The sequence below is a fragment of the Nocardioides anomalus genome (assembly GCF_011046535.1).
In the GTDB taxonomy this organism is placed as follows: Bacteria; Actinomycetota; Actinomycetes; order Propionibacteriales; family Nocardioidaceae; genus Nocardioides; species Nocardioides anomalus.
This window is the reverse complement of record NZ_CP049257.1, coordinates 2,216,364-2,232,300: the sequence shown is the minus strand read 5'-3', so window position 1 is coordinate 2,232,300 and position 15,937 is coordinate 2,216,364. Positions and strand designations below refer to the sequence as shown.

The following is a 15,937-nucleotide window of genomic DNA, read 5'->3' as shown; positions in this document are numbered from 1 at the left end:
CCTCAGGCGTAGCGGACCGTGCGCCGCGGCGAGGTGAAGCCGTACAGCGCGAGCCCGGCCTCCTCGGCCAGCGACACCGCGAGGCTGGTGGGCGCCCCGACGGAGACGAGTGCCCCCGAGCCGGCGGCCACCGCCTTCTGGACGAGCTCGAAGCCGGCCCGGCCGCTGACCACGAGCGCGGCACCGGCGGGCGAGGCGCCGGCGACCACCCGGGCGCCGGTGACCTTGTCGACGGCGTTGTGGCGGCCGACGTCCTCGCGGACGACGAGGAGCTCGCCGTCGGCGGTGGCCAGACCGGCGGCGTGGACGCCGCCGGTGAGGTCGAAGACCTTCTGGGAGGCGCGCAGCGCGTCCGGCAGGCCGCGGACGACGTCGGCCGACGGCAAGCCGCCGGTCCAGCGAGCCGCAGACGGCGCGGCCAGCGCCTCCGAGATGGTGTCCTTGCCGCACACCCCGCAGGCCGACGACCCCGAGCCGGCGTGGCGGTGGCCGGGGTCGCGGGTGGGCGGCCGGTCGAGGGTCACGGTGACGACGTTGAACTCCTGCTCCGGGGCGAGGTCGACGTCGGTGCAGTAGGCGATGGTGTGCGGGGGTGCGGCGAGCAGCCCCTCGTGCAGCAGCCAGCCGGCGGCCAGCTCGAAGTCGTGGCCGGGGGTCCGCATGGTCACCCACACCCGGCGTGCGTGGGCGCCGGGCCAGGCCAACCGGATCTCCAGCGGCTCCTCGGTCGCCAGCCGGTCCTCGTGGCGGCGCTCGCCCTCGGCGCCGAGCTCGTGGACCCGGGCCCGGACGGTCGGACCGGGGCGACGCGCCTTCACGAGCGGGGGTACGCCGCGAGGACGGCCAGCTTGCGGGCCAGCACGTCGGCCTGGTCGGCCAGCCGCCGGCGCAGCGAGAGGTCGAGGTCGGGATCGGCGGCCAGCGCCTCGGCACGCGCGAGCACGTCGGGGCTGAGCGCGGTCCGCGGGAAGAAGTGCTCGGCGGCGTCGGCCAGGACCCAGCCGCTGCGGACCTCGACGGTGCCGGGGAGCTCGGCGAAGTACCGCTCGACGTACGGCCCGGTGAGCTCCTCCTGCCCGCCGCGCCAGAAGCCGAGGCCGACGGCCTCGAGCTCGTAGTTGGGCAGCTTGAGCTCGCCGCTGAACGCCGTCCACGCCCACGCCTTGGCCTCCGCGCTGGGCAGCGAGGCGTGCGCCCGCGCGTGCTCGACCCGGGCGGCCGCGGTCGGCTCGGCGGCGAGCTGCTCGTCCAGGCCGGCCAGGGTGACCGCACCGAGCGTGGCCAGCCGGACCAGGACCCGCCAGCGCACGTCCACGTCGAGGCCTACGCCGTCGGGCAGGTCGCGACCGGACAGCCAGGTCTCGAGCGCCGTGGGGGAGGAGGCGGTGGCGATGGCTGCACGGAAGGCGGCCAGCTGCTCCTCCGACTCCGGCGCGGAGGAGGCGAGGCGCGACAGCGCCGCCTCGTGCAGGCGTGCGGTGGCGGCCGCGGGGTCGGCCTGCAGCGGCAGCACCCAGCCGTAGACCCAGGCCATGGTCCGCCGCCGGGTGTCCTCGGTGTCCTCCACCGGCAGGCTGGCCGCGACCAGGTCGAGGACCACGGCGGGGTCGGCGGAGGCGGTGTGCAGCGCACTGCGGACCCCGCTCCACACCCCGGCCCGCAGCTGCGGGTCGGTCACCCCGGGCAGCAGCGACGGCAGCGCCGAGAGGGTCTCGGCGTCCGGCAGCGTGAGCGCCCACGTCTCGAGGTACGGGTCCAGCAGCACGGGCCCGTCGACGTCGAGCGGGGTCGACGGTGCGTCCACCGAGAGGTCGACGTCGCGCCACGAGCCGTCGGCCGAGGCGACCGCGGCCCGGAACCGGTGCGGCCGGTCGGCCGGGTGCTCGGCCGGCGGCGTGCGGCGCACGACCCCGGCGGCGCGGTCGAGCTCGATCCGGTCGGGTCCGGCGGTGCGCAGCCAGTTGTCGGTGAACGCCGTCAGGTCACCGGCCCCGGCGCGCTCCCAGCTGGCGATCAGGTCGTGCATGGTGGCGTTGCCGAAGCGGTGCCGCTCGAAGTGGTCGACCACCCCGCGGAAGAAGACGTCGTCGCCGAGGGTCGCGTTGACTTGGCGCAGGATGGCCGAGCCCTTGGCGTAGGAGATGCCGTCGAAGTCCTGCAGCGCCGCGCTCGCGTCCACGGCGCCGTTCCCGGCGACCGGGTGCGTCGAGGGACCCTGGTCGGCCACCAGCCCCCACTGCCGCCGCGCGTAGGAGCTGTCCACCCACGCGTCGGCGTACTGCGTGACGTCGGCGGTGACCCGGTTGCCCATGTACTCCGCGAACGACTCGTTGAGCCACAGGTCGTCCCACCACGCGGGGGTGACCAGGTTGCCGAACCACTGGTGCGCCATCTCGTGCGCCACCGTCGTCGCGCGGTTGATCCGGGCGCTTCGGGTGACCCGGCTGGTGAACACGAGCGGGTCGCGGAAGGTCACGCAGCCCGGGTTCTCCATGGCGCCGGCGTTGAACTCCGGGACGAAGGCCTGGTGGTACTGGCCGAACGGGTAGCGGATCCCGAACAGCCGGTGCAGCTCGTCGAAGCTCTGCCGGGTCAAGGTGAACAGCTCGTCGGCGTCCTTGTCGAGGTCCGCGGCGATGCTCGCGCGCGCGCTCAGCCCGAGGGGGATGCCGTCGTGCTCGTCGGTGAGCACGTGGTACGGCCCCGCCACCAGGGTGACGAAGTACGTCGACAGCGGCCGGCTCTGCTCCAGCTCCCAGACCCCGGGCTCGGCCTGCTCGCCGGCGGCGTTGCCGATCACCACCCAGTCCTGCGGTGCGCGCACGTGCAGGGTGTACGGCGCCTTGAGGTCGGGCTGGTCGAAGCACGCGAACACCGTGGGCGCGGCGTCCATGAAGCACATGCCGTAGACGTAGTGCCGGTCGTCGGCCGGGTCGACCGCGCGGTGCAGACCCTCGCCGTCGTTGCGGAACGGCATCGTCGCGGTGACGACCAGCTCGTGCTCGCCCGCGTCCAGCGTCAGCGGGAGCCGGCCGCGCTCCAGCCGGTCGACGTCGAGGTCGCGTCCGTCGAGCCGGACCGAGTGCAGCCGCACCGGCTTGACGTCCAGGAACGTCTCGCCCGCACCCGAGGCGAACCGGATCGTGGTCACCGACCCGAACGTCTCCTCGTCCGAGGCGAGGTCCAGCGCCACGTCGTACGAGCGGAGGTCCAGGAGGGCGCGGCGGGCCAGCGCCTCGGTGTGCTGCAGGGACGCGTACGGACTCGGCACCCGGCCAGCCTAGACACCGCTGCGACGGCCGCCGAGGGGTGGCGGAGATCACCGCGACGCGGGTTTGGGAGCGGTCCCGCGCGCCGGGTACCTTGTAAGGGTCGATCGGGCGACACACCACTTACATTCACCACCCGGTCCCCGCGCCGTCTGAAGGGCGCGCAGAAGGAGAGCTCCACCATGTCCGCGCAGCTGTACATCGCCCGTCTCATCGACGAGGGGCGTTCCGACCGGGGTCCGCACGCGGTCTCGTCGCGCCGGACCGGGCTCACCCGACAGGAGCGGCGCCTGCGCCGTGCCCTGGAGGACCGAAAGGCCTGACGGCCTGCCCCCAGCCCCGTCGCGGCCACACCCCCCGAGTGGTCCGGCGGTCGGGTGGACCCCGCTGTCCACCCAGCGACGGACCTCGAGCCTCGGCTCGGGGTCCGTCGTGTCTCCTGCTCTGGCAGGCTGACGCCATGCCAGCCCAGACCGGACCCGAGACCTACCGCAGCGTCGACCTCCACCAGATCGGCGAGCACCGCTGGAAGGCGACCAACCACCGCGGCGGCGGCGTCTCCATCGGGCCGGGAGAGGACCCCGACTTCACCCCGGTCGAGCTGCTGCTGGCCGCGCTGGTCGGCTGCGGCGCCGCCGACCTGGACCACATCGCCGGCAAGCGCGCGCCCTTCGAGACCTTCGCCGCGCGCGCCGAGGGCCACAAGGTCCGCGACGAGGGCGGCAACCACCTGGTCCAGCTCACGGTCACCTTCGACGTGACCTTCCCCGCCGGCGAGGCCGGCGACGCCGCCCGCGAGGTCCTGCCGCGCACGCTGCAGCAGATCCAGGACCGGCTCTGCACGGTCGGGCGCACCGTGACCCTCGGCGACCCGGTGCAGTACGTCGCCGGCCACGTCGAGCCCCGACCCGTCGAGAGCCCGGGCGCCGACCCCGCCGGTGTCGACACCCCACCCTCGGACGGGTAGCCGCCGGTGAGCACCCGGCCCTGGCGCGAGGTGCCGCGCCAGGACGGCCGCCGGTTCGTGGTGACCGGGGCCAGCGGCGGCATCGGGCTCGAGACGGCCAAGGCGCTCGCCGCTCGGGGTGCTCACGTCGTGCTCGCCGTCCGCAGCCTCGAGCGCGGCCGGGCCGCCGCGGCGCGGATGAGCGGCGAGGTGTCGGTCGGGCTGCTGGACGTGGCCGACCTGGCCTCGGTCCGGGCCTTCGCCGAGACCGTCGACGCCGTGGACGTTCTCGTCAACAACGCCGGCGTGCTGGCCCTGCCCTACGGCACGTCGCCCGACGGCGTCGAGCTGCACCTGGCCACCAACCACCTCGGCCACTTCGCGCTCACCAACCTGCTCCTCCCGCGGCTCACCGACCGCGTGGTCGTGGTCGGCTCGCCGTCGCACCGGCACGGCGAGCTCGACGTCGGGGACCTCGGCTGGCGGCGCCGCCGCTACCGCCCCTACGCGGCGTACGCCGACTCCAAGCTGGCCAACCTGCTCTTCCTCGCCGAGCTGCAGCGTCGCCTCACCGCCGCCGGCTCGACGCTGCGCGCCACCGGCGCCCACCCCGGCTCGACCGCCACCGGCATCACCGGCCACACCGGCAACCGGGTCAAGACGGCGGTCGGCTCGTTCGGCCACCGGCTGGTCGGCATGGCGCCGTGGCAGGGCGCGCTGCCGACGCTGTACGCCGCGACCATGGACGTCCCCGGCAACACCTACGTCGGCCCGCACCGGCTGCGCGAGATGACCGGCTGGCCCACCGGCGCCGGCCGCAGCCAACGCGCGCTCGACCCCGAGCTCGGCCGGGCGCTGTGGGCGGAGTCCGAGCGGCTCAGCGGGGTGGCGTTCCCGCTGTAGCGCCCCGGCTCAGCCGAAGCTCACCGCGTTGATGGTGACCTTCTCCGCGGGCGCGGTCATGCCGCCCTCGCCGGGCACCGTGCCCTGGGCGGCCAGGTCCTCGATCGGCTTCAGCGAGGCGGGGTCCACGGTCCCGAAGACCGTGTAGTCCGGCGGCAGCGGCGAGTCGTCGTAGACGATGAAGAACTGCGAGCCGTTGGTGTCCGGGCCGCGGTTGGCCATGGCCAGCACGCCCGGGCCGTACTGCTCGTCGCCCCGGGTCTCGTCGGCGTAGGTGTAGCCCGGCCCGCCCGTCCCGGTGCCCGTCGGGTCGCCGCACTGCAGGACCGCGATCCCGCCCTCGGCCAGCGTGGTGAGCCGGTGGCACGGCGAGTCGTCGAAGTAGCCCTGCTGCGCCAGCGACACGAACGAGTTGACCGTGCACGGCGCGTCGGCCGCGTCCAGGGTGATCTTCAGGTCGCCCAGGGTGGTCTGCAGCGTGGCCGGCACGCTGCCCCCGACGCTCGGCGTGCTCGGCGGCGGGTCGACCTCCTTGGCCACCGGCAGCTGGTCGTCGGTCGGGTACTCGCAGGTGACGTCGGCCGGGGCCGCGTCGCCCTGCGGCGTCCCGCCCCCACCCGAGGCGTCCGCCGACGCGCTGGTCGGGGCGTCGTCGGTCGCCGTGCCCCCGCTGTCGGCGTCGTCGCCGCAGCCCGCGAGGGCCAGGCCGGCGACGAGGGCGAGCACGGCGAGGAGGCGGTGAGACATGCGAGCGATGGTAAAGGGCGCTCTTGCTCCTCGTGCTGCCCCGGTGCGCCGGGCCATCCTGCGCGGAGCGGCTGCTCTCGTCCTCTGCCTGGTCCTGCCCCTCGCTGCGACGTCCCCTGGCAACCGCCAAGTCGTCATCGAGTCTGGGTGGCCGACGGGCAGGACGCCGCCACCTCGTCGATCCGGGCGCTCGCGGCGGGCGCGACCGGCGACGTCGCGCCGCTAGCGACGCGATCCGCTGGGCGAGCTGTCCGTCGCCGACGACGCCGCGCCGCCGGTCGTGCTGGTGTTCGGGGCGGCCACGCCGCCGGGAAACTCCGCGCCGCGGCTCCGGCTGGTCGCGAGAGACCTGTCCTCGCCGAGGGACGTGGCCGTCGACGCGCAGCGCCGGCTCATCCTGGTCGAGAGCAGCACCGTCCTGAGCCGTGCCGTCGCCGGCGCCCCCGCGACGGCCAGGCTCAAGGTCGCGCGCTGGTCAGCTGTTCCGGCCCCGTGCCGCCACCGGCCAGGGCCGCAGCCCGCCGTCCTCGTCGACCCACAGCTGCTCGGCCAGGTTGACCGCGGCGCAGCAGTGGTTGGGGACCACGTCGACCTCGGAGCCGACGGGCGGCAGCGGCGCGCCGGCCAGGTCGACGACCGCGTGGTGCTCGGACAGCAGCACGATGCGGGCGTCGGGGTGGTCGGGCAGGCGCCCGTGGCCGGTGTTGTACGCCGCGCGGTCGGCGGCGAGGGCCTTGCCGCCGGAGTCCAGCACGGCGCGGCCGCCGGCGTGGCTGACGACCGTGGCGCGGCAGGTGAGGGCGACGTCATCGGGGGCGACCGCGCCGAGCTCCCACTGCTGGGCGTCGCCGAAGACGTAGACGCCGGGTCGGGACTCGGTCACCACCGAGGCGTCGGTGGCGGACAGGCTGGGCGTCGAGCCGCCGCTCAGCACGGCGGCGTCCAGTGCCTCGCGGGCGAGGGAGTCCCGCGCGGTGGCCAGCGCGCGGGACTCGTCGGCGGCGGCCGCGGCCCGCCCGTCGGGGGAGTAGGAGTGCCCGGGGAAGGTGAACACCCCGCGCACGATGAGCCCGGACCGCGCTGCGGCGGCCGCCACGGCGCCGGCCTCCTCGGGGCGCACGCCGGTGCGGTGCTGGCCGGAGTCGACCTCGACGACCACCTCCACGCCGTACGGCGCGAGCAGCCGGCCGGCGCGGGCGGCTCCGTCGACGGAGTCCACGCCGATGGCGACCGTGGCCCGCTCGGCCAGGTCGCGGAGCCGGGCCGCACGCTCGTCGTCCAGCCAGAGCGGGTAGGCCACGAACAGGTCGTCGCAGCCGTGCTCGGCGAAGACCTCGGCCTCGCCGACGGTGGCCACGGTGAGCCCGACGGCCCCGGCCTCGAGCTGGAGCCGGGCGACGTCGGGCGACTTGTGCGTCTTGCCGTGCGGCCTCAACGACAGCCCTCGGGACGCGGCCCACTCCTGGGTCCGCGTGACGTTGCGCCGGACCCGCGCCAGGTCCAGGCGGAGGTACGGCGTGCGGGGAGCGCCGCTCACAGCTCCTCGTGCGTCTCGGGGTCGCCGTCGAACCAGCGGCCGTCCGGCCGGGCCAAGCCGCTGATCGCGGTGACCTCGTCGTCGGTGAGCTCGAAGCCCTCGAGGTCGAGGTTCTGCTCCTGGCGCGAGGGCGTGGCCGACTTGGGGATGGGCAGGGTGCCGAGCTGGAGGTGCCAGCGCAGGATGACCTGGCCGGGCGTGACGCCGTGGGCCTCGGCGGCCGCCTGGACGGGCTGCTCGTCGAAGACGGCCTGCTTGCGCGCGAACGGGCTCCACGCCTCGGTCACCACTCCGAGCTCGTCGTGGACGCGGCGCATCTCGTCCTGCGGGAAGTAGGGGTGCAGCTCGATCTGGTTGAGCACCGGCGTCACACCGGTCTCGTCGACGACCCGGCGCAGGTGGGCCTCGGTGAAGTTGGAGACGCCGGGCGAGCGGACCAGCCCCTCGTCGCGCAGCTGGACCAGGGCCCGCCACGTCTGGGCGTACAGGTCGCGGTCGGGGTTGGGCCAGTGGATGAGGTGCACGTCGATCCGGTCCAGGCCCAGCTTGTCCAGCGACACCCGGGTGCTGGCGATCGCGTCGTCGAAGGCGTGCGCGCGGCCCGGGATCTTGCTGGTCACCACGATCTCGTCGCGCGGCACGTCGGAGCGGCGGATGGCCTCGCCGACCTCGGCCTCGTTGCCGTAGTTCACCGCGGTGTCGATGAGCCGGTAGCCCTTCTCCAGGGCGCTCAGCACGCCCTGGACGGCGTCGTCGCCCTTGAGGCCGGAGGTGCCGAAGCCCACCGCGGGGATGGTCGTGCCGTCGTTCAGCTGTCGGGGGGTGCGCGCGAGGCTCATGCCCGGCACGGTAACCATGGAGCGTGAGCACCCTCGCCCCGGACTGCAGCCGCTGCGTCGGCCTGTGCTGCGTGGCGCTGCCGTTCCGCGAGTCGGCCGGGTTCGCGTTCGCCAAGGACGCGGGCGAGCCGTGCCGCCACCTCGGGTCGACCTACGCCTGCCGCATCCACGCCGAGCTGCTCCAGGTCGGGATGAGCGGGTGCACGACCTACGAGTGCTTCGGCGCCGGTCAGCACGTCACCCAGGAGGTGTACGCCGGGGCGTCGTGGCGCGACGACCCCGAGGGTGGCGCCGAGATGTTCGAGGTCTTCGCGGTGGTCCAGCGCCTGCACGAGATGCTCGTGCTGCTCGACCAGGCGGCCGCCCTGGTGCCCTCGCCGGCGCTGGCCGCGCTGCGGGCCGGCGTCGACCGGCAGCGCTCGGGGACGTCGGCGGAGATCCTGGACACCGAGCTCGACCTCCTCCAGGCGCACGTGGGCGCCGCGCTGCGCGAGGTGAGCGCGACGGTGCGCGAGGACGGCCCGTCGTACGCCGGGCAGGACTGGCTCGGGCGCGACCTGCGCGGGACCGACCTGGCCCGGGCCGAGCTGCGCGGTGCCCTGCTGGTCGCTGCCGACCTGCGCGACTGCGTGCTCGACCGCACCGACCTGCTCGGCGCGGACCTGCGCGATGCGGACGTGTCCGGGGCGGACCTGTCGACGACGCTGTTCCTCACCCAGCCGCAGCTCAACGCGGCCCGGGGGAGTGCGACGACGGCGCTGCCGCCGGGGCTGCGCCGGCCCGCGCCCTGGGTCTAGGAGCCCTGCGGCCCGCCCGCGGGCGTGGCCTCGTGGTCGGGGTGGCCGCGGGTGCGCTCGCGCTCCTTGGTCTCGGCCTCGAAGACGTGTCGCCGCCCGCCCACGAGCTCGTCGCGGGCCCGCTGCTCGAGCTCCCTGAACTTCGCGTAGTAGGTCTGGTCGTACTCCTCGACGATCTGGAAGGTCCAGCGGCCCTGCAGCATGTTCTGGCCGAGCAGGTCGGTCTCGAGGGTCTGAGCCAGCTCCTCGTGCCCCGCGCGGCGGAACAGGTCGACGGCCTCGCCGAGCGCGAGGTCGCCGGTGCCGGTGCGCCGGTGGAAGGCGTAGAGCATCCCGCGCGCCTCCTCGATGGCCTCGAAGGCCTCCGAGAGCTTGCCCAGGGCCTCGACCGTCGCGTCGCTCACCCCGTCGGGCCGCTGGTGCTCCTCCAGCTGCTGGCTGTCGTCGGGCTCGCGCGCGTCGTAGTCGTCGGCCATCAGGACAAGACGTCGGCGGCCTGCACGGCGCCGTGCTCGTCCTCGATGGCGTCGGCCAGCTTCTTCTTCTCCTCGTCGCTGACCTCGACCCCGGTCTCGGCGAAGCCCTTGCCGAGCTCCTCGAGGACGGTGCCCTCCGTGGCGCCGTCCTGCCAGGACGTGACGCGGTCCACGACCGCCTGGATGGCCTCGAGCTCCTCGCTGCTGTGTGCGCTCATGTCGGCTTGGTACCCACCGGTCAGGGGCTACGGTCGTGATGTGCACCTCGGCGTCCACTACGCGAACTTCTCCCACCCCGACTGGCAGCACCGGCTCACCGAGCGGCTCACCGAGACCGCCCGCGTCGCCGACCAGGGCGGGGTCGCCCAGCTGACCGTGATGGACCACTGGTTCCAGATGGAGCAGCTCGGCGGCCCGTCCGAGCCGATGCTCGAGGGCTACACCACCCTCGGCTACCTCGCGGCCGTCACCGAGCGGCTGCGGCTCAGCCTGCTGGTCACCGGCGTGACCTACCGCCACCCCGGGCTGCTGGCCAAGACCGTGACCACGCTCGACGTGCTCTCCGGCGGTCGGGCCATGCTCGGCATCGGCGCGGCCTGGTACGACCGTGAGCACCGCGGCCTCGGCGTGCCGTTCCCGCCGCTCAAGGAGCGCTACGAGCGGCTCGAGGAGACCCTCCAGATCACCCGGCAGCTCTTCGACGGCGACCAGACGCCGTACGCCGGGACGCACTACTCGCTCGTGGAGCCCGTCAACGTGCCCCCGCCGGTGCAGCGCAAGGTGCCGATCATGATCGGCGGCAGCGGGGAGAAGAAGACGCTGCGGCTGGTCGCGCAGTACGCCGACGCCTGCAACATCTTCGGCGGGGAGCCCGACGAGGTCCGCCACAAGCTCGACGTGCTGCGCGGGCACTGCGACGACCTCGGCACCGACTACGACGCGATCGAGAAGACCATGATCGCCCAGGCCGACCCGACCCAGGACCCGGACGGCTTCGTGACCTCGATGCGGCCCTTCGCCGAGCTCGGCATCTCGATGATCACCCTCGGCCCGATGGGCGACGACCCCGTCGCCTGGACCACCGAGGTGGCCGAGAAGGTCGTCCCGGGTCTGGCCGAGCTCTAGAGGCTCACCGGGTACGCCGGCCCCAGGTCGGCCGGCTCACGACCGAGGCCGGCCAGCACCGCGGTGCGGTCGTCCAGGCCGGCCGGGAGCGGCGCACCCGCCAGCGCCTCGAGCGTGGCGCGGGTCCAGGGCAGCCCGGGCGGGGTGTCGTCCGGGAGGTCCAGGTCGAGCTGGTGCACGGCCAGCTCGACCACCCAGGTGGCCAGCAGGTCGCCGGTGCTCAGCCGCCCGCCCTGGAAGCCGGCCACGCCCTCCGGCAGCGTGCGCAGCCACGCGGCGACCCCGTCCCGCGCCCGTTCGAGCAGCCGGACCGCGGCGGACGGCCGCTGGTGGGCCGAGGCCACGCGACGCAGCCAGAGCACGTGCGGCACGGGGTCGTCGTCGCGGTCGTCGGGGTGGCCGGACCAGTAGGTCGCGGCGTCGCGGTCCGGCGCCTCGTCGGTCGGGACCGCGCCCAGGACGAGCTCCTCCAGCCCGAGCCGGACGTGGGTCACCACCTCGAGCCGGCTCCAGCCGTGGGCGCGCGAGGCGGCCAGCAGCTCCCAGTCGCCGAGCGCGCCGGCCGCCGCCGTGAAGGCCTCGACCTGGGCGGTCAGCGCGACCGCGGCCTCGTCGTGGGCGAAGGAGAGGGGCACCCGCCCGAACCTAGCCGCCACCGAACGCATCGCCGACCTGCGCGCCGCGGAAGACCCGGTAGTCCCGCCCGCCGGTGAGCGGCACGTCGGCGCCGGCCACCACCAGGACGTTGCCGGAGCGCTTGCCGCGCAGGGTGGCGGTCTCGGCGCCGACGACCGGCACCGGCAGCGCGGTGCGGACCGCCGCCACCGCCCGGCGGGCCTCGGCGAACGGCGCCCGGTCGACCAGGTTGAGCAGGAGCACACCGCCGGGCGCGAGCACCCGGGCGTACTGCGCCACGCACCCGGCCGAGACCAGCTCCGGCGGCACCAGACCGTCCACGAACGCGTCGACGACCACGGCGTCCTGGGTGTGCTCGCGGACCCCGGCCAGGCCGGCGAGGCCGTCCACGGCCCGGACCTTGATGCCGCTCTGGCGGGGCAGCGGCAGCTCGCGGCGGACCAGCTCGGTCAGCTCCGCGTCCGGCTCGAGCACCACCTGCGCCGAGCGCGGGCGCGTGTGCGCGACGTAGCGCGGCAGCGTGAGCCCGGCCCCGCCGACGTGCAGGACGCGGACCGGCTCGCCGGCCGGTCGGAACGCGTCGAGGACGTCGCCGATGCGGCGCACGTAGTCGAACTCCAGCCGGGTGGGGTCGGCCAGGTCGACGTACGACTGCGGCCGGCCGCCCACCTGCACGAGGTAGGCGTCCGGCCGCTCGGTCGGCTCGATGCTGGCGCTCACGCGGCCAGCGTGGCGTACCGGCCCTCGTCGGCGAGCAGCGAGGCGTGCGTGCCCTGCTCCACCACCCGACCGTGGTCGAGGACCACGATCTGGTCGGCGTCGCGGACGGTGGAGAGCCGGTGGGCGATGGTGATCGTCGTGCGGCCCTCGGCCAGCGCGTCGAAGGCCTCCTGGACCGCGCGCTCGGTCTCGGTGTCCAGGGCGCTGGTGGCCTCGTCGAGGACCAGCACCTTCGGGTTGCGCAGCAGGGTGCGGGCGATGGCCAGCCGCTGCTTCTCGCCGCCGGAGAACCGGTGGCCGCGCGAGCCCACGACGGTGTCGTAGCCGTCGGGCAGCGAGGCGATGAGGTCGTGGATCCGCGCGGCGCGGGCCGCCTGCTCGAGCTCGGCGTCGGTGGCGTCGGGCCTGGCGTAGCGCAGGTTCTCGCGCACCGTCGTGTGCAGCAGGTAGGTCTCCTGGCTGACGATGCCGACGACCTCGGCCAGCTCGGCCAGCGGGACGCGGCGCACGTCGACGCCGTCGATGAGCACCCGGCCCTCGGTCGGGTCGTGCAGCCGGGCCACGAGCGAGCCCAGCGTGGTCTTGCCCGAGCCGGTCTCGCCGACCAGGGCCAGCGTGGTGCCGGCCGGTACGTCGAGGCTCACGTCGGCCAGCGCGGGCCGGTCGGCGTCGGGGTAGGAGAAGCCGACGTGCTCGAAGCGCACGTGACCGCGGGGTGCGGTGAGGTGGACCGGGTCGGCGGGCTCGTCGATGTCGACGGGGAGGTCGAGGTACTCGAAGACGCGCTGGAACAGCGCCAGCGAGCTGACCACCTGCACGCCGGTGTTGAGCAGCCCCATGAGCGGGCGGAACAGCTGGCCCTGCAGTGCGGTGAAGGCGATCAGGGTGCCGATGGTCATGGTGCCGCGGGTCATCGGCAGCCCGGCGCTGAGGTAGATGACCGCGGGGATCGCGGCGAAGAGCACGCTCATCGCGGCCATCCGCCAGCGACCGGCCAGCGCCGAGCGCAGCTCGAGGTCGATGAGCCGGGTGGAGGACGCGGTGAACCGCTCCACCAGGGCCGGGCCGGCGCCGAGCGCCTTGGCCAGCTGCACGCCGTTCACCGAGAGGCTCTCCTCGATGGTGACGTTGAGGTCGGCCAGCTCGCGCTGCTGCTCGGTGGTGATCTCGCGGCGCATCCGCGCGACCTTGCGGCTCAGCCAGATGGCGGGCGGGAGGACGACGAGCGAGATGAGGGCCAGGCGCCAGGACAGCGCGACCATGGCCACGGCGGTCGCCACGGTGGTGGTGAGGTTGGAGGCGATGCTGGTCGCGGTCGAGGTGACCACGCTCTGCATGCCGCCGATGTCGTTGGTGATCCGCGACTGCACCTCGCCGGTGCGCGTGCGGGTGAAGAAGGCCAGCGACTGGCGCTGGAGGTGGGCGAAGACGTCGGTGCGCAGCCCGTGCATGACGCGCTGACCGATCTGGGTGCTGATCCAGGTCTGCCAGACCCCGAGCACCGAGGTGACGGCCGCGACCGCGACCATCCCGACGGTGAGCAGGACGAGCAGGCGCACGTCCTGCTGGGGCAGTGCGGTGTCGATGACCGCCCGCAGCAGGAACGGCGAGGCCAGGCCGACGACCGACGCGGCGACGATGATGGCCACCACGCCGGCGACGGACCAGCGGTACGGCGTGAACAGGCGCGCGATGCGGCGCAGCGAGACCTCACGCGCCTGCTGGCGCTCGGCGGCGGTGGGCTTGTCGGGGGTGCGGAAGCGTTCGCCGCCCCCGCGGTTCGGGTTCATGGGAGTGGTCTCCATGGGGACCTCCTCGGGAAGACGTATTGGTGAGGTTACCTCATCATGAGGTTGCAACAGCAAATCTGCTAGGATCATTCCCGTGACCGCGTCCGAGGTGCCGACGGAGCCGGTCGAGGGGCTGGGTGAGGGGCTGGGGGAGGCCCTGGGCGTCGTCGCCCGCCGGCTTCGCAGCGCGGCGATGGCCGCCTTCGCGTCCTACGACGTGACGCCGTCGCAGGTCCGCGCCATCCGGGTGATCACCCAGCACGACGGGGGAGTGCGGGCCTCCGAGCTGGCCCAGCAGCTGCGGATCGCGCCGCGCTCGGCCACCGAGGTCGTGGACGCCCTGGAGGAGAAGGGGCTGGTCGCGCGCGATCCCGACCCGGCCGACCGCCGGGCCACCCTGGTCTCGCTCACCGACCGCGGTCGCGCGCTGTCGGAGGACGTCCGCCGGGCCCGCGGCGTGGAGTCGGAGCGGATGTTCGAGCGGCTGACCCGCACCGAACGCGCCGACCTGGCCCGCATCCTGGCCAAGCTGGCCGAGGACTAGTCCGGGCCCCAGCGCCCGTCCGCCCGGGCCGCCTCGACCTCGGCCAGGCCGGGGGGCCGCATCCGCCCGGTCGCCGTGAGCTCGGCGACCTTGCGCTTGTTGAGCTCCGACCAGTTGCTGCGGGGGCGGCGCGGGACGTAGCGCTGCAGGAAGTGGTCGTCGTCCAGGCCGAGCCGCTGCGCGCTGACCCAGCCCCAGCAGAGACCGACGTCGACGGCCTCGTCGCTGGTCATCGACGCGAGGCCCGAGGCCTTCTTGGCCAGCTTGAGCCACACGCCCGCCGGCTCGGCGTGGTGCTCGGCCAGCCAGGCGTCGAACGCCGCGGCGTCGGAGAAAGGCAGGACCGGCGCGCCGTCCTCACCCGGCTTCCTGGGCACACCCCGACGCTAGCCTGCCCCCGTGGTGGACGACGCGCTCGAGGCGCGGGGCGGGGTCCTGGGCGGCGCCGACGGGGCGAGCGGTCAGGCCGTGGTGGTGCGACTGGCCGGGCCGGTCCTGGAGGTCTTCCACGAGACCGGCTCCGAGCGGTTCCACACCTCGATGGTCACCGAGTTCGGGCTGGTCGAGCACCCCTCACCGGTCGGCACGGCCCTCACCGTGCGGGCCGCGCGCACCGGCCTGGTCGTGCCGGTCCGCTTCGAGGTCGACGAGCGCGCCAAGCTCGAGGTCATCGTGGGGCGGGTGCGCTCGGGCCGCTGAGCGGCGCCGCGAAGGACTCGGGGACCGCACCGTGCGGGCGGCCGAGCTCCACGGCGCGGGCCACCACCTCGGGTGACGCCTTGGCCAGGGTGCCGGCGTCGACGTGGGGCCGGGGGTCGTACTCCACGACCAGCTGGACGGCCTCGGCCGTCGTGCGGTCCGAGAGGTGCTCGGCCAGCAGCAGCGCCATGTCGAGCCCCGACGAGACGCCGGCCGCCGTCATCACGTGGTGCTGCTCGTCGACCACGACACGCTCGGTCGACGCCGCCGCGCCGAGGTGGGGGAGCAGGTCGAGGACGGCGAAGTGCGACGCCGCGGGCGCGCCCTCGAGGAGACCGGCGTGGGCCAGCAGGAGCGAGCCCGAGCAGACCGAGGTCGTCCACGTGGTGCCCGCGTGCACCTGCCGCAGCCACGGCACCAGCGGCGAGCCGAGGGCCTCGGCGGTGCCCGGTCCGCCGGGCACGACGACGACGTCCGGGGCCGGGCACGCGTCGTACGACGTGGTGGCGGTGAGCGTGAGCGGTGAGTCGGTGCGGACCGGCCCCGCGGCCTCGGCGACCAGCTCGATGCGCACCTCGGGCAGGAAGCGCAGCACCTCCAGCGGACCGACCGCGTCCAGGGCGGTCATCCGGTCGTAGAGCACCACCGCGACGAGCACCGTCCCAGCCTGGCAGACCGCACCGGCTGGCCTCCCGTTGCCGTTTCAACTATGGTCGTGGGCGAAAGGGAGTAGTCCCCTCACCGTCGTGTCGACACGCTGGCCCCCGGGCCCGGTGCGACGGGTCGCAGCTCGCTGCGGCGGACGAGACTTTCGACCAGCAGCCCACCCCGCCCCCTAGTGGACCGTGGCGCGCCTGGTCGAAGGGCGCGTCCAGCGTGGCTCCTCGGCCGGTGCGCCGGAGGAGCACC

General features: G+C 74.5%; 18 protein-coding genes. 6 read left to right on the top strand and 12 right to left on the bottom strand.

Features of this window, described 5'->3' with window-relative positions; all coding sequences use genetic code 11:
* Positions 1–2: 2 nt before the first annotated feature.
* Positions 3–818 carry a formate dehydrogenase accessory sulfurtransferase FdhD gene (locus G5V58_RS11320; RefSeq protein ID WP_165232450.1) on the bottom strand — a complete coding sequence of 272 codons (816 nt, stop codon included), beginning with the start codon at positions 816–818 and terminating at the stop codon, positions 3–5.
* The gene (gene pepN / locus G5V58_RS11315) at positions 815–3,271 is read right to left on the bottom strand and encodes an aminopeptidase N (RefSeq protein ID WP_165232447.1); all 2,457 of its coding nucleotides are present in this window, start codon (positions 3,269–3,271) and stop codon (positions 815–817) included. Before pepN ends, G5V58_RS11320 begins: the two co-directional genes overlap by 4 nt.
* Positions 3,272–3,729: 458 nt before the next feature.
* Between pepN and G5V58_RS11310 the strand changes: the two genes are divergently transcribed.
* Together G5V58_RS11310 and G5V58_RS11305 are read left to right on the top strand one after the other, a co-directional pair.
* Positions 3,730–4,236, top strand: a complete 507-nt coding sequence (locus G5V58_RS11310) for an OsmC family protein (RefSeq protein WP_165232444.1) — start codon at positions 3,730–3,732, stop codon at positions 4,234–4,236.
* A gap of 6 nt (positions 4,237–4,242) precedes the next feature.
* The gene (locus G5V58_RS11305) at positions 4,243–5,118 is read left to right on the top strand and encodes an oxidoreductase (protein WP_165232441.1); all 876 of its coding nucleotides are present in this window, start codon (positions 4,243–4,245) and stop codon (positions 5,116–5,118) included.
* A gap of 9 nt (positions 5,119–5,127) precedes the next feature.
* Here G5V58_RS11305 and G5V58_RS11300 read toward each other — a convergent pair whose 3' ends face one another.
* The 3 genes from G5V58_RS11300 to G5V58_RS11290 form a co-directional block, all read right to left on the bottom strand.
* Positions 5,128–5,865: a peptidylprolyl isomerase gene (locus tag G5V58_RS11300; RefSeq protein ID WP_165232439.1), complete on the bottom strand. Its 738-nt coding sequence runs from the start codon at positions 5,863–5,865 to the stop codon at positions 5,128–5,130.
* Positions 5,866–6,340: 475 nt separating this feature from the next.
* Positions 6,341–7,402 (bottom strand): alanine racemase, encoded by a 1,062-nt coding sequence (locus G5V58_RS11295; protein ID WP_165232437.1) that lies wholly within the window; start codon positions 7,400–7,402, stop codon positions 6,341–6,343.
* Positions 7,399–8,241, bottom strand: coding sequence for an aldo/keto reductase (locus tag G5V58_RS11290; protein WP_165232435.1), 843 nt, complete (start codon positions 8,239–8,241; stop codon positions 7,399–7,401). Before G5V58_RS11290 ends, G5V58_RS11295 begins: the two co-directional genes overlap by 4 nt.
* A 23-nt stretch (positions 8,242–8,264) precedes the next feature.
* Between G5V58_RS11290 and G5V58_RS11285 the strand changes: the two genes are divergently transcribed.
* On the top strand, positions 8,265–9,038 hold the full coding sequence (locus tag G5V58_RS11285) for a pentapeptide repeat-containing protein (protein WP_165232433.1): 774 nt from the start codon (positions 8,265–8,267) through the stop codon (positions 9,036–9,038).
* On the opposite strand, the gene G5V58_RS11280 is transcribed toward G5V58_RS11285, so the two are convergent.
* On the bottom strand, positions 9,035–9,514 hold the full coding sequence (locus G5V58_RS11280) for a hypothetical protein (protein ID WP_165232431.1): 480 nt from the start codon (positions 9,512–9,514) through the stop codon (positions 9,035–9,037). The two genes, G5V58_RS11285 and G5V58_RS11280, sit on opposite strands and share 4 nt — an antisense overlap.
* The gene (locus G5V58_RS11275) at positions 9,514–9,732 is read right to left on the bottom strand and encodes a hypothetical protein (protein ID WP_165232429.1); all 219 of its coding nucleotides are present in this window, start codon (positions 9,730–9,732) and stop codon (positions 9,514–9,516) included. The genes G5V58_RS11280 and G5V58_RS11275 overlap by 1 nt, the downstream gene beginning before the upstream one ends.
* Before the next feature lie 40 nt (positions 9,733–9,772).
* On the opposite strand from G5V58_RS11275, the gene G5V58_RS11270 reads away from it, so the two are divergent.
* Positions 9,773–10,639, top strand: coding sequence for an LLM class F420-dependent oxidoreductase (locus G5V58_RS11270; RefSeq protein WP_196240583.1), 867 nt, complete (start codon positions 9,773–9,775; stop codon positions 10,637–10,639).
* Here G5V58_RS11270 and G5V58_RS11265 read toward each other — a convergent pair.
* The 3 genes from G5V58_RS11265 to G5V58_RS11255 are packed head-to-tail and all read right to left on the bottom strand — an operon-like array spanning position 10,636 to position 13,800.
* Positions 10,636–11,274: a maleylpyruvate isomerase N-terminal domain-containing protein gene (locus G5V58_RS11265; RefSeq protein WP_165232424.1), complete on the bottom strand. Its 639-nt coding sequence runs from the start codon at positions 11,272–11,274 to the stop codon at positions 10,636–10,638. The two genes, G5V58_RS11270 and G5V58_RS11265, sit on opposite strands and share 4 nt — an antisense overlap.
* Positions 11,275–11,284: 10 nt before the next feature.
* On the bottom strand, positions 11,285–11,995 hold the full coding sequence (locus G5V58_RS11260; protein WP_165232421.1) for a spermidine synthase: 711 nt from the start codon (positions 11,993–11,995) through the stop codon (positions 11,285–11,287).
* On the bottom strand, positions 11,992–13,800 hold the full coding sequence (locus G5V58_RS11255) for an ABC transporter ATP-binding protein (protein WP_165232418.1): 1,809 nt from the start codon (positions 13,798–13,800) through the stop codon (positions 11,992–11,994). The genes G5V58_RS11260 and G5V58_RS11255 overlap by 4 nt, the downstream gene beginning before the upstream one ends.
* A gap of 79 nt (positions 13,801–13,879) precedes the next feature.
* On the opposite strand from G5V58_RS11255, the gene G5V58_RS11250 reads away from it, so the two are divergent.
* Positions 13,880–14,329, top strand: coding sequence for a MarR family winged helix-turn-helix transcriptional regulator (locus tag G5V58_RS11250; RefSeq protein ID WP_230487276.1), 450 nt, complete (start codon positions 13,880–13,882; stop codon positions 14,327–14,329).
* On the opposite strand, the gene G5V58_RS11245 is transcribed toward G5V58_RS11250, so the two are convergent.
* Positions 14,326–14,706: a YdeI/OmpD-associated family protein gene (locus G5V58_RS11245; protein ID WP_196240582.1), complete on the bottom strand. Its 381-nt coding sequence runs from the start codon at positions 14,704–14,706 to the stop codon at positions 14,326–14,328. The genes G5V58_RS11250 and G5V58_RS11245 overlap by 4 nt on opposite strands.
* A 22-nt stretch (positions 14,707–14,728) precedes the next feature.
* Here G5V58_RS11245 and G5V58_RS11240 point away from each other — a divergent pair, with 22 nt between their 5' ends.
* Positions 14,729–15,028 carry a hypothetical protein gene (locus G5V58_RS11240; protein ID WP_165232416.1) on the top strand — a complete coding sequence of 100 codons (300 nt, stop codon included), beginning with the start codon at positions 14,729–14,731 and terminating at the stop codon, positions 15,026–15,028.
* Here the strand turns inward: G5V58_RS11240 and G5V58_RS11235 are convergent.
* Complete coding sequence (locus G5V58_RS11235; RefSeq protein WP_165232412.1) at positions 14,997–15,686, bottom strand: DJ-1/PfpI family protein; 690 nt, start codon at positions 15,684–15,686, stop codon at positions 14,997–14,999. The genes G5V58_RS11240 and G5V58_RS11235 overlap by 32 nt on opposite strands.
* Positions 15,687–15,937: the final 251 nt, after the last annotated feature.